Origin of the sequence: Streptomyces sp. GD-15H (genome assembly GCF_045291515.1) — a bacterium.
In the GTDB taxonomy this organism is placed as follows: Bacteria; Actinomycetota; Actinomycetes; order Streptomycetales; family Streptomycetaceae; genus Streptomyces.
In genome coordinates this window covers 4,975,251-4,987,425 of sequence record NZ_CP149447.1, presented here as the reverse complement: position 1 = coordinate 4,987,425, position 12,175 = coordinate 4,975,251, and the positions used below count along the sequence as shown (strand labels likewise).

12 protein-coding genes and 2 pseudogenes are annotated in these 12,175 nt (G+C 70.0%); 5 read left to right on the top strand and 9 right to left on the bottom strand.

Annotated elements, in window-relative coordinates; genetic code table 11:
* Positions 1–36: 36 nt before the first annotated feature.
* Both WJ438_RS23680 and WJ438_RS23675 read right to left on the bottom strand, forming a co-directional pair.
* Positions 37–1,047 (bottom strand): lytic transglycosylase domain-containing protein, encoded by a 1,011-nt coding sequence (locus tag WJ438_RS23680; RefSeq protein ID WP_406729788.1) that lies wholly within the window; start codon positions 1,045–1,047, stop codon positions 37–39.
* A 662-nt stretch (positions 1,048–1,709) separates the two neighbouring features.
* Positions 1,710–1,952 carry a hypothetical protein gene (locus WJ438_RS23675; protein WP_406727014.1) on the bottom strand — a complete coding sequence of 81 codons (243 nt, stop codon included), beginning with the start codon at positions 1,950–1,952 and terminating at the stop codon, positions 1,710–1,712.
* Positions 1,953–2,267: 315 nt separating this feature from the next.
* Between WJ438_RS23675 and WJ438_RS23670 the strand changes: the two genes are divergently transcribed.
* The gene (locus tag WJ438_RS23670; protein WP_406727013.1) at positions 2,268–5,831 is read left to right on the top strand and encodes an NACHT domain-containing protein; all 3,564 of its coding nucleotides are present in this window, start codon (positions 2,268–2,270) and stop codon (positions 5,829–5,831) included.
* 96 nt (positions 5,832–5,927) lie between these two features.
* Positions 5,928–6,147, top strand: a pseudogene (locus WJ438_RS23665) (phosphotyrosine protein phosphatase); the annotation flags it as partial.
* A gap of 230 nt (positions 6,148–6,377) precedes the next feature.
* On the opposite strand, the gene WJ438_RS23660 reads toward WJ438_RS23665, so the two are convergent.
* Positions 6,378–7,145 (bottom strand): ferritin-like domain-containing protein, encoded by a 768-nt coding sequence (locus WJ438_RS23660; RefSeq protein ID WP_406727012.1) that lies wholly within the window; start codon positions 7,143–7,145, stop codon positions 6,378–6,380.
* Between the two features lie 361 nt (positions 7,146–7,506).
* Entirely contained in the window at positions 7,507–8,067 is a 561-nt protein-coding gene (locus WJ438_RS23655) for a GNAT family N-acetyltransferase (RefSeq protein ID WP_406727011.1), read from the bottom strand.
* 124 nt (positions 8,068–8,191) lie between these two features.
* Here WJ438_RS23655 and WJ438_RS23650 point away from each other — a divergent pair, with 124 nt between their 5' ends.
* Positions 8,192–8,488, top strand: coding sequence for a hypothetical protein (locus WJ438_RS23650; RefSeq protein ID WP_406727010.1), 297 nt, complete (start codon positions 8,192–8,194; stop codon positions 8,486–8,488).
* Positions 8,489–8,915: 427 nt separating this feature from the next.
* Here WJ438_RS23650 and WJ438_RS23645 read toward each other — a convergent pair whose 3' ends face one another.
* The 3 genes and pseudogenes from WJ438_RS23645 to WJ438_RS23635 form a co-directional block, all read right to left on the bottom strand.
* Positions 8,916–9,239, bottom strand: a complete 324-nt coding sequence (locus tag WJ438_RS23645) for a helix-turn-helix domain-containing protein (protein WP_406727009.1) — start codon at positions 9,237–9,239, stop codon at positions 8,916–8,918.
* Positions 9,239–9,418 (bottom strand): annotated as a pseudogene (locus WJ438_RS23640) (type II toxin-antitoxin system RelE/ParE family toxin); the annotation flags it as partial. The pseudogene WJ438_RS23640 and the gene WJ438_RS23645, both read right to left, overlap by 1 nt.
* A gap of 205 nt (positions 9,419–9,623) precedes the next feature.
* Complete coding sequence (locus WJ438_RS23635; RefSeq protein ID WP_406727008.1) at positions 9,624–9,911, bottom strand: hypothetical protein; 288 nt, start codon at positions 9,909–9,911, stop codon at positions 9,624–9,626.
* A gap of 372 nt (positions 9,912–10,283) precedes the next feature.
* Here WJ438_RS23635 and WJ438_RS23630 point away from each other — a divergent pair, with 372 nt between their 5' ends.
* Positions 10,284–10,550 (top strand): hypothetical protein, encoded by a 267-nt coding sequence (locus WJ438_RS23630; protein WP_381360068.1) that lies wholly within the window; start codon positions 10,284–10,286, stop codon positions 10,548–10,550.
* Positions 10,547–10,993 (top strand): hypothetical protein, encoded by a 447-nt coding sequence (locus WJ438_RS23625; RefSeq protein ID WP_406727007.1) that lies wholly within the window; start codon positions 10,547–10,549, stop codon positions 10,991–10,993. The genes WJ438_RS23630 and WJ438_RS23625 overlap by 4 nt, the downstream gene beginning before the upstream one ends.
* A gap of 452 nt (positions 10,994–11,445) precedes the next feature.
* On the opposite strand, the gene WJ438_RS23620 is transcribed toward WJ438_RS23625, so the two are convergent.
* A complete protein-coding gene (locus WJ438_RS23620; protein ID WP_406727006.1) occupies positions 11,446–11,874 on the bottom strand; it encodes a PIN domain-containing protein in 429 nt (142 codons plus the stop codon).
* On the bottom strand, positions 11,871–12,140 hold the full coding sequence (locus tag WJ438_RS23615) for a hypothetical protein (protein WP_406727005.1): 270 nt from the start codon (positions 12,138–12,140) through the stop codon (positions 11,871–11,873). The genes WJ438_RS23620 and WJ438_RS23615 overlap by 4 nt, the downstream gene beginning before the upstream one ends.
* Positions 12,141–12,175: the final 35 nt, after the last annotated feature.

Genomic DNA, 12,175 nt, shown 5'->3' with positions numbered 1-12,175 from the left:
TCACCCACCGGTCCTGTGCTTCCGACGGTGGCGACATTACCTCCGAGTAGTGGCAGTTGTGGAGGGGGAGACACCCATCGTGTTCCAGCCGTTGCCAGTGGTCAGCGGCCCCGCGTCGGGCAGCACACCGCCGCCGGGCAGCGTGAGGGTCGGTTCGGGAACGGGAACCAGCGGCGTCCCGGACTCCTTCGGGACGCCGACCTTGGGGGACGGGCTGGGGGAGGACGAGGTGGGCGACGTCGACGGCGTGCGCGAAGGACCGGGGCCCGGCTTCCGGTCGTCCGACGGCTTCGGCCTCTTCGGACGGGACGGCTTCGGCCGGTCCGACCGGGATCCGTCGGACGCGTCCGGCACCACGCGGTGTCCGGTCAGGTAGTACGCGTACCACGCCTTGACGGTGCGCAGATAGGCGTCCGAGTGGTTGTAGCCCAGGACCGCCCGGTCCAGGTCGGCGGGGTTCGACAGGTCCCGGCCGCCCGCGCACAGGTAGCGGCCGGCGGCGAGCGCCGCGTCGTAGACGTTGTTCGGGTCCGTCCGTCCGTCGCCGTTGCCGTCCGCTCCCCAGCGGACCCAGGTGGACGGGATGAACTGCATCGGGCCGACCGCGCGGTCGTACACCGCGTCCCCGTCGTACGCGCCGCCGTCGGTGTCCGCCACTACGGCGAAGGCGCCGCCGGTCAGCCGCGGGCCGAGAACGGGCGTCACGGTCGTACCGTCCCGGGTCACCCGGCCGCCCCGTGCCTGCCCGGACTCCACCTGGCCGATCGCGGCCAGCAGCTGCCAGCGCAGCCGGCAGCGTGGTGCGCTGCGCGCCAGTTCATCCTCGGCACGCCGGTACGCGGCGAACACGCTCGCGGGCAGGGCACCGCCGCCCGCCACTTCCTGTGCCGAGCCCTTCTTCCGCGTCCGCAGCGGGGGAAGACCGGTGCGGTACGGAGTGTCGCCGGACACGCTGAGGCCGTGCTCGGCGGGTGCCGCCCTCCGCGCGGGCTCCGCGGTCTCGGCCGAGACCGCCCTCGGCGCCTGCGACGCGGTCAGCACGGCCATCGCCGCCGCCGCGATCGCCGTACCCCTGGCACCCCTCAGTGCCCCCTTGAGTGCACGCGCTGTCACTGTGCAGCCCCCTCCGTGGGTGAATCCGTTGTCTGCTCTACGCGGCCGGAGGGCAGGTCCGTCGCGCGGAACCAAAGGATCCCTGCGGCCGGACCGCCTCCGCGGAGGAGAACGCCCGCACTCGGTTCCCGCCGCCGGCCGCAACACATCGCAGGGACGAGCAGACCAGTCCGGGCGACTGCACCGGCAGGCTGCCGCGAGCCTGAAGAGCGGCGCCCTGTCACCCCGCCCGCCGAAGAGGCCTGGGCGCCCTGCCACGTGTTGGGCGCCCAGGCCGGCCTTTCGAGCAGGGGCAGACCCGCCACGGGGGAGCCGGCCTGCCCCTGCACGTCGGCGCCCGCGAACCTCCCCCGGAGTGCAGGCGCCCGACCCCGCCCGGGGTCACTCCGTGCAGCGGCCCCTGTGTCTGGAGTGTCACGGGTGACGGCGGATGGCTGCGAGGTCAACACCCTTGTAAAGAGCGCCTCCACCAACGTCACAGCTATGACACGAAGCGTGCACAACCCAAGCGCCACGACCCGCTGACGGTGGCGGCCAAGTCGCCTTCCCGAAGGATGCGCAGCGGGCGTGGCGGCTCGCCGATGCCGGCCGTGTGCTCAGAGCGTGCCTGTCGTCGCAGTGCTGCAGGCGTACAGGGCGACGACGCCGACCACACAGGCGAGGATCGTCCAGGAGGCGAGGCTCATCCGTCTCCCTTCCCGCCCGGGCCGTTTCGGCTTCCCGGACCACTTGGTCCGGCCGGGAGCCGCCGGAGCGGGCGGTGCGGCGTCGGCGGCGGTCTCGGCGAGCAGGCGGCGGCAGGCCGTGGCGAGCTCGCCGGTGCCGGCGCAGAGAGGCACGACAGTCTGAACTGTCCCGGTTCTGATGGAGGCTCTGATGTGCTTCGTGCTGATGCCCGGCCAGGCCGGTAGGACGGCGGGCGGGAGCCCCGGCTGCGGGACCCTGGCCATGGCCCGTGCGTCGCGGTACCGGTCCGGGCGGACGCTGATCGCGCCCGGACCTTCACAGGGCGGAGACCACGAGGACTCAGGCGCCCGAACGCGAACCGTCCTTGTCTCGCCCCCGCCTCTCGGTGTGACGTCTTACCATGGGGCGGTGCTCCGCCGGAGGTCCGGAGCAAGCGGTGTGGGTCGGTCGGGCGGAGTGCGGTCGGTGTGAGCAGGGCGGGGCAGGCTGGGGAAGTCGGCAGTGTCTTCCGGTGCGAGCTGGCCGCGCACTTGGCAGTGCACGGGCTCCGTGGCCGCCCGGTGTCGGGGCTGGACGTGCCCGCAGGGGTGTGGCCCGTCCGGCTGGACTTCGAGACCAGCGACCCAACCGACGACATCCGTGTCACCTTCTCCGACGGGCGCCACGCCTACGTGTCCGCGAAGCGGAAGATCGACCGAGGGCGTCCGCTGGAAGAGACACTGACAGGGTGGGTGGAACAGGTTCCGACGCTCGGTCCCGACGATCTTCTGGTCATCGCCGGCGAGGAACTCGTCGGGCCGGTAAAGAACCTCGACCGGGCTCTGCGACGCCACCGTGCGGGCCTGCGCATGGAGACTGGTGACGAGTCCACGGCCCTCGCCCTCCTCACCGACCGGCTTCCGTCGCGGGTCCGCAGGCTCGTCCTCGACCGGGCGCGTATCCTCCACCTACCCGGCTCGACCGGACCGGCACCGCACCGTGACCTCCTGGCTGCCCTGATGGACCTCGTCGTCGCGGACGCGCAGGGACACCGTGCCGTGAGCGCCCTGGCCGACCTCTTCCACCGGCAAGCGGGCGAGGCGCTCGGGAGCTCCGCCGAGGACTGGGTCGCCGCCCTGACCGCCTCGGGGGTGACCGTGCTCCCGGGCCAGGGGGGTCCGGTGGCAATGCGTCTGGCCTCCCGTCGGAACGCCGTCGACGCGTACCGCACCCGGCTCACAGCGGAGGCCGGACGGATCGACCTCAGCCTGCTCGCCGATGACCTCCCGCCCCTCGTCGTCGACGACCTCGTCGGCGGCCTCCGGATCGACGTGGAGGGCGAGCGTACCTCCTCCTTCCTCCTCCAATACCTGAGGCGCTGGCGCCGCATGCTCATCGTGGGGCAACCGGGCTCAGGCAAGTCGGTGGCGGTACGCGAGATCGCGGCCCACTGCGCCAGCCACGTCGACGCCCCCGCCCCGATCCCCGTGTCGCTGCCGCGTCTGCTGAAGGGACAGCCGGGGCGCTTGACCCTCGACGGCCTGGTCGATGACGCCGTGGCGGACACCGTGCCGGACGCGGACCGGGGACCGCTCGCCGCGTACCTCCATGAGAAGATCGGCCAAGGGCGCGTGCTCCTCCTCTGCGACGGGCTGGACGAATGCGGGGCGCGCGCGCCGTGGGTCGCGCAACAACTCGAAGAGATTCTCGCGTCTCTGCACCCCTCCTGCGGGTTCGTGGTCACGACACGGATGAACGCGCAAGGGGCCGCGGCCCGGCTCGGCCTGCCGCGCGTCGAGCTCGCGCCTCCAAAGGATCTCGGCGCGACGGTCGACAGCGTCCTCGTCGCCTGTGCCGAGGCACGGATTCCCGGGCCGGACCGAGCGGCCTTCCTGGCAACGCGACGCGCCTGGATCAAGGATGCGAAGGAGGAGCACGCGCATCTGCTCGCGGTGCCGCTGCTCGCCGCTCTGCTCGCCCTCGTCTGCGCGAACGCGCCGGACGCCGACCTCCCCAAAGGGCGTGCGGCGTTGTTGCACCGCGCGGTGGAACAGTCCGTGCACCGGTGGGAGCGGCTACGGGGGACGCTCGACCCGGCCCGGCCCTGGGCACCCGCCCTGACGACGGGCATGCTCCTCGACGGGTTCGTCACGCTCGGACGGCTCCTCGACGGCGAGGCGACCCCTCCAGCGGGACGTGCCCTCGAGTCACTGACCGGCATGCTGAGGGACCCGCTGCGATGGGCCATGCCGCCCGCCGCAGCCGGCGAGGTGGCGGAGCACGTGCTCCGGTTCTGGGACGAGCACGTCGCCGTGTTCGTGGTGAACGGCGCGGGCGAACTCACCGCCCGCAGCAAGGTCTTCGCCGAGATCGCAACGGCCATGTGGGCACGGTCGTGCGGGGCCGAGGAACTGCGGGACTGGCTGCGCCACGCCCTCGTCCATACGGACTCCGACGGGGCTATCGCACTCGCCGCCGGACTCGATTCCCGTACGGCCGAGGCTCTGCTCGACGTCGGCGAGACACAGCGGGAGGCCACCCTCATGGTGGCTGACCTCGCGGCGCGCGGTGTCGTGACTCTTTCCGACGGCGAGCTGGAACGGGCCCTGGACCAGCTCACGGACGGAGCCCTCGGCGCGCTCGCGGACGAGCCGGTACTCCCACGTGGCCCCGGCAAACCCCCGGAGTTCTTCCCGGCGCTGTGGGACAAGACGCGCAACGCGGGACCTTGGCCCTTCGTGGAGGCCGCGTGTCTGCTGGCCCTGCCCTCGACGTCGCGGCGTCGGCGAGCGGACCTTGTGGAACTGTCCGAGCTCGATGACACCGCCGAGTCGATCGCCCGGACCCTGTGCGCGCTGACGGACGCCCGCACGGACGCGTCCCCCTTGAGCGGAGCGGAGATCGACGCGCTCCGCGCGGTGCTGGCGCTTCCCCTGCCGCAGGACTCCGAGATGGTGCAGAAAGGGCGGCACAACTGGGAGATGGTCGGTGGCGACCGCCTCACGCCGGGGCTCGAGCAGGTCGCCCTAGGCGCGGCCGAGCACCTGGGAGAGCTTCCCGACGACGCGGGTGAGTACGTGTTCGCCCTCGCGATGCACACGCCTGGGCACGTCGCCGAGAGGATCTACGCCGTACTCGCACGCGCGGGATTCGACACGAGTCGGCGTTGGGGGAACATCGCCGCCCAGCTGCGAGACTGGGCATCCGGCGCCCGGAACGACAGGGCGGCTCTCCTCTCCGACCTCGTGTCGCTCCACGGCCCGTGCCCGGAGTCCACAGGCGGGGACTTCTGGTCGCTCACCGCCCTCGGCGACCTTCTCGCGGCGACCAGATACTCCGGTTCCCCGGCGAACGAGATCGACCGCGCCTTCGCCCACAACAGCGCGGCGGAGCGCCGGGCGTGGCTCGACGCGACGGCTGACGCGTACGGCATCGACAAGGCGGCCGTGGCCGCCCAGGCTCGTCACCTCCAGCAGATCACCGCGCCCGGTGCCCTGCTGGACGAATGGCTCGTCGCGGGCACACCGCCTCTGGTCAAGCCCTCGCCCATCCCCGGCGTCGGGCAGGTCCTCACGGACGCCCAGCAGACGGCGTTGCTGGCGTGCCTGGAAGCGGACTCCTCGTGGATGGCGTGGTCGGCGGCGAACGTGCTGATCAACCTGGAGGGAGGTCGCGTTCCGTGGGACGGTCAGGAACTGTTCGACAGGAACATGACCCATTGGCCTCGCCACCGGGCGGCCCTCTTCCACGCCGTCGCCCTCATGACCTCGGGCGATCGGCGCCTTTCGCTCCTGGCACGGGCCGCTTCCTCGGAGTCGGCGGACCACCGATTGGCGGCGAGAATGCTGATCTCTGCCGTACCACGTCTCGACCCCAACGGTTCGATCGTGGAGGCGCTGCGCCGGGACGCCGACCTGTCGGTCCGTCCGAAGGACGCGCATCAGGCCACGCCCGCCCCGACGCACTGGAGTTGCAACCACTGCCGGACGGTCCAGGCCCTCGACACCGAGGACTGTCCGGGGTGTGACGACGGTGTGCGCCCTCGGCCCTGAGGGATGAGTCAGGAGCAAAACCACGCGCAACGCGTCGGGCGGAGGCGACCACCGCCGGAAATGGAGCGGGCGGTCGCGCCGAGTCCACCAATCATGATCCTCACCGTCGACGCGGTGAGGAATCCGACGTGTGCGTCACGATGGGCTGCGGCGACACCTGCCCGTCTTCCCCGGCAAGCGTTACCTGGACTGGAAGCTGGACGACCCCGCCGGCTATGGCGTCGAGGCCGTACGTCCCATCCGCGACCAGATCAAGACGATGGTCGTGGACCTGATCGCCGGGATCGCGCCGGCGAAACCGGAGGCCACAGCGTAAGCGCCTTACGCGCGGCACTGACCGGATCGGTTGGGCAGTGCAAGCCGGCAACGGCGGCTCTTACCAGTGTGGTTCGGGGTGCGGACCCACGATGCCTTCCGGAACACATACAGCACACATGAGGCCGAGAAGCGCTGCGAAAACGCGAGAACCGGCGAGGCGTGTTTCCGCAGGTCAACCGCTCTTCGTCGGTAGTTTGCGCAGGTCACAGCCCCGCCCAGAGAAAACTCCTAAAGAGGTGGGCGGGAAGCGGTGGGCTGTATGTTGTCAGCCCGCGCTCGCCATGCATCCGGGTGGGGCGCCAGCACCGCGGAGACGACCGCGCCGGACGAGGCCGCGACATCAGCCACGAATCGCAGGCGTCCGATGCCGAGGCGTCGCAGCGCCGGACCGTGGTCGGCGGCGACGACGAGGGAGACCGCGAGCAGAAGAAGCCGCCACAGGGCCATCACCGGGCGGCGCATTGCGCGGGGCAGCTCCGCCAGGGAGGCGTGCAGTCGCTCGCAATGGAACGGGACGTGGCGCTGCTCGTCGGACAGGATCCGCCCCGCCACATCCGAAGTGAGCGAGTCGTCGGTGCCATCGCGCAGGGCCCGGTAATAACGCAGTGCCACCACTTCCGCGATCATCAGCGCCAGCAGTTCCATGCGCAGGCCCAGGAGACGCCGCAGCCGTACGAAGACCGTGTCGCTCCAGTGGCCGGTCAACGTCGGTACACCACCCGCAGCCAGCAGCCGAGCGAGGAGACGGGCATGGTTCTGCTCCTCGGCGACGAAGAGCCGGACTGCCTGCGCGTAGTCGGCGTCGCCGGCCTGGTCCGCTTTGCCGACGAGGTTGGCGCCGTCACCGTCCTCGCCGACCTGGAAGCGCTGAATGCTGGCCCACACCGCCGGATGCAGCGTCGCGCTTTGCTCCCAGTCCGGGTCGCCCTGGGCGCGCCTGCGCTCGCGCTCGTCCTCGAACCGCCTTGTCCACTTGGCGAAGTCGCCCGTACGCACCCGATCTCCCCTTCTCCGGGGCACGGCCGCCGTGCCCCGGAGAGGGGAGACGCCGGCGGACACCAAACCGTTCCACTGCTGCCCGGCGCCGCGAACTTCTGGCTTTGTTCACCGGTTTCGACAGCAGTTGTTCAGTGCTTCGGGAGGCACCCGGGCCGCGGCGTGTTCGATGTTCACGAGAAGCGACAGCACCCGCGCGCCGATGAGAATGTCGCCGCTCCAGGCGGGCCCTACGAGCTACTGGATGCTCCAGCGGTTCGGATGGCCGGGACCGGTGGAGCAAGCGAAGACGTTGAGCTCGCAGGAGCGGCCCACGGTGACCTCGGTGGGGTGCGGACCGAAAGGCGGGCAGGTCTCGGTCCTAGCGGCTGGCCGTCGGGTGCCACTCGCGGCGGAGGAGGCCGAAGACCCAGGAGTCGGAGACATCGCCGTTGACGACGCAGTCCTCGCGGAGGGTGCCTTCGCGGACGAAGCCGAGCTTCTCCAGGACCCGGGCGGACGCCACGTTGCGGGTGTCGGTCTCGGCCTGGACACGGTTCAGGTCCAGGGTGTCGAACGCCCACCGCAGGACGGCGTGCGCGGTCTCCGTGGCGTAGCCGTGGCCCCACGCGGCGGCGTCGAAGACGTAGCCCAGGGACGCGCTGCGGAAGTCCGGGTTCCAGCTGGTCAGGCCGCACCAGCCGATGAACGCGCCGTCGGAGACACGGTCGACGGCCACCCGCGCTCCCGTGCCTTCCTCCTCGATCGTCCGGCAGGTCGCGATGAAGCGCTGGGCGCGGGCCGGTTCGGTCCACGGCGGGGAGTCCCAGTAACGCAGCACGTGAGCGCTGCTGTGCAGCGCGTAGAGCGGCGCCGCGTCGGCGGCAGTGAACGGCCGCAGTCGCAGGCGGGCGGTGCGCAGCTCGGGAGTGGGCAATGTCATGCGGAGCATCCTGCCGCGTCACGCTCGCCCCCGGCCATGCGTTTATCCGGACAGCCGGGGCACGTACGTTCCCGGTGACGCCGGACGCGCCGCATGGGCGGCGGGTCCGCAGTACCTTGCCGGCATGGCGAGCAAACGGCGACCGTACTGGCGCACCCTCGGGACGCCGACCAGCCTCGTCCTGTACCGGAACCCGGACGGATGGAGGTACGCCGTCCACTTCACCGGGCCGACCGGCATCGCCGACGGCGCGCTCGCCGGTCCTCCGCCCTCGTCCGAGCCGGACATCGCGCAGGTGGCCCTGGTCCAGAAGGCGGAGGAACTCACCCGCTGCCGGCTCGGCGTCCTCTGGCACGCACCCGATCAACCCGACTGGTGGACCGGCACGGTCACCGTCGCAGGGCCACTTCCACCGGCCTGAAGCCGGCGCACCGATGCAGCAGCAACCTCTCCGTGCCCGTGCTGCTGTCGAAACCCGTGAACATTTCGATTCCTTCTCGGGCGGCGGCTGCCTCCCGAACCGGTGTACATCCGTTGCCCGTTCTCGCGGACAGAGCCAAACTTCACAAGTTCACACGCGCGCACCGTGCGAGAGACCTGTAGGTCATCTCATGAACAGCCACTTTTCCAAGGCAGGTTGACATCACCAGCTGACATCAACGTCGTCGGACAGTCATGGATCCAGGTAGTCAGAGGTGGATCAGCAACCCCCCGAAGCCCGAGTAGGAGCATCCCACGTGCTCCGCTGACCGAACTCCTAAAGCGGGTGTCGCAGGTTCGAATCCTGCCGGGGCACCAGCCAAAAGGCCCCGGACCGATCACGGTCCGGGGCCTTTGGCGGTTCGGTTTCAGACGGCGTGCGGGGTGAAGGTGACGCGGGAGTCGCCCTCGTCGATGGCCAGGTTCAGGGTGCCGTCCAGGGCCATGGCCAGGCGTCGCAGCAGCGGAAGCGTGGGCACGGTGTCGCCGCCCTCCATCCGGGACACCTGAGGCTGCGTCATCCCGGTCCGCTCGGCCAGCTCGGCCTGGGACAGGCCGAGCTCGATCCGACGGTCGTAGACCGCCTGCCCGAGATCGCCGGCCAGCCGCGCGTCGACGTACTCCTGGTCGTACTCCACCGCCTCACCCGCAAGCTGCCGGGCCCGGCGCGTCCTCCACGTGCTGTGATTCATCAACTCTCCTCGCGCCGCTCGTAGGTGTGCTCGGCCCGGCCGTGCTCGGCCTCGCAGACCCTCTGGGCCTGGTGCGCGCGCTCGACTTCCGCCGCCTCACGCATCCTCGTCTTACGGAACACCGTCAACAGAACGATCCGCTGCCCGGGGGCGAGCCGGTACGGGAGACGCACGGCCTCGGGCACCGGGCTCGTTCGCCGCGATGACCGCGAACATCTGTCGCGGATGGCACAACTCGCGGCTCAACGCATTCCGGTCGCACCGGACCAGTACTGATCAGCCCACGTCGCAGTGGCTCTCCTGCCTTCCGGAGAGCCACTGGCACCGTTTCCTCGTGCTGAGGTCGCAGATTCGGCAACCTTCGATGTCGGGTGCCGTCAGGGCTCAGCCCGCCGTACGGACCACGACTTCAAATCCGAGGTCGCTCAACAGCTTGGCAGCGTGGTCCTTGCCGCCGGAGAACTCGTCGCGTCCCAGAGGATCCCGGCCGGACAGATAGCTGTGCGCCGCCCCCACGATGGCCTTCGAGTCGTACTGCTTGCCATCGATCTCGAGCAGGTAGCTACGCGACGGTCCGAATCCGTATCTCTCCAGGAACGCATCCCGACCGAGTCGGTCATACTCCGCAACAGCCTGCAGGATCGCAGATCGAGTGATTTCGTTCAGCGTCATGATGGGAAGGTAGACGAAGCCACCGACATACGGGGCCGTGCCGGCCGGGAAGAGCCCTCCGGCGGTCGTCCGACCGTGGGCGCAGACTCCGCCGGTGACGACGCTAAACCGTTTTCAGCTGAGTATCGACGGGCGTTCGCACCGTCGCGGTCGACGGCCAGGGCGTGGGCGAGTACGCGGCCGCTGTGGATGTTCACGCCGTGCCCCACGACCTGTCGCGGGTCGTGAGGCATCTGCGCCCGATCGGGACGTGGCCGGCCGAGCCGGAGTCCTCGCCCGGGTGGAGGGCGGCATCCCGTGCACCCCTACTCTTCGGAGCCGGCTTCTTCGAGGAGTCAGGCCACGCCACCCGGAACCTGGCATACTTGAAGTATGGCAACTCGGAAGATCACCATCACCGTGCCGGAAGAGCTGGTGGAATCGATCAAGGAGCGCGTCGACGCACGCGGGGTGTCCGGCTACATCGCGGCCGCCGCCGCTCATCAGGACGCGATGGACCGACTGCGCGAGTTGGCCGACCGTCTCGAGGAAGAGCACGGCGCCGTGACGGACGACGAGCAGCAGGCAGCGCTGGATCGCATCGCCGCCATCGACGGCTGGCATGACGAGCAACGGTCGGCTTCGGGCGAGGCCGCGTGAGCCGCGCTGTCCGAGCGAAGTTGCCCCGGCCACGGCAGCGCGTCTTCGTGTTCGACTCCGAGGCTCTCTCCAAGGCGGTTCAGGGCGATCGGGAGATGGCTGCGCTGCTCAAGACGGCTCCGCGGCTCGACATCCCGATCGTCACCTCGACGCTCACGACCCTGGAGGCCTGGGACCCGCGCGAAGCGTCGAGGCAGGCGCTGTGGCACTGGACGCTGTCCCGGATCCGCGTCGTACACACGGACGACCAGGTGATCGCCATGGCGCGCGACATGCTGAAGGCAGCCGGCCTGCATGGGCACAAGTACGCCATCGACGCCGTCCTGGCGGCTGTGGCCGGGCGGGAAGCCGCACAGGGGGCCCAGGCAACTGTCTTCACCTCCGACACCGACGACATGAATCAACTCCTCGCGGGCCACTCCGTGCGAGTCGAGAAGGTCTGACGGGACGCCCGCCCCTCACTCCGGCCGCTCGCCGGGCCCCAAGCACCCCGTGGCCTTCGCCGGACAGCACACTCACCGGCACGGATTCGGCACACATGAGGACGGGAAGCACCGTGAACACGTGAGGACCGCTGAGGAGTCCTTCCCCCGGTCAGACACCCTGCGGCCCGCGTCTCCGCAGGTCACAGCCCCGCTCCGGGAAAACTCCTCAAGCGGGTGTCGCAGGTTCGAATCCTGCCGGGGGCACAGAGAAACGCTTGGTCAGAGGCCCTTCCGTCCGATGGGCGGGAGAGCCTCTGCGTTTACAGCACACCACCCAGCCGCCTCGTCGACCTGTGAGTCATGGCGATCCGCTATGGGTCGGCGGAATCCCGGAGCGGTTGAAGACAAGAAGAGAGTTTGCGCCAACCCCGGGACGGCACCAGCAGGGTGGCTCGTGCCCTGAGTACCGCCTACAGCTTCTCTTCCCATGGATTGACCACCAGGGCCCCGGTTCGGGCCATGTGTTTGATGTTGCGGGTGGCGACCGTCCACCCGTTGGCCAGGGCGGTGGCGGCGATCAGTGCGTCCGGTGGGTCGATGCTGGTGCCTGCGGCTTTGAGCGTCTTGTGGATGGTCAGGTAGGCAGCCGCTTCCGATTCGCCGATCGGCGCGATGCGGTCGCGGTATTCGTGCCGTACCGCAGCAAGCGCTCGGGCATAGCGTGCCCGGCGTACGGGATCCGGGGCGGCGGCCACGCCGCCCTCGATCTCGGCCACAGTGATCACACTCAGGAAGCGGTTGGGCCGGGCTGTGGACCTGAACCAGGTCAGGACGCGCGGGTCGGGCGTGGCCCGGGTCGTGAGTTCGGCGACGACGTTGGTGTCGAACAGGTAGATCACTCGGTGTCCGTCTGCTCGTCGTAGGAACGCGCGCCGAACTCCAGACCCTCGAACGGCCGGGAGAGCAGGAACTGCTCGAAGCCGTCGTTGCTCAGTGTCACCCAACGGTGAAGCATCTTGGGCAGTGCCTCGATCTCCGTGTCGGCGAGCTCCGCGTCGAAATGCCGACGCTGGTCCTCCGGCAAGGACTCCCGGATGTCACGGATGGTCCGCAGCGGGTGCGACGAGGACGGTGGGTGAGGCACACCGCTAGGAGCTGTGGTCATCGGCATCCCCTCCGCTTGATCAGAACCGTGTGCTG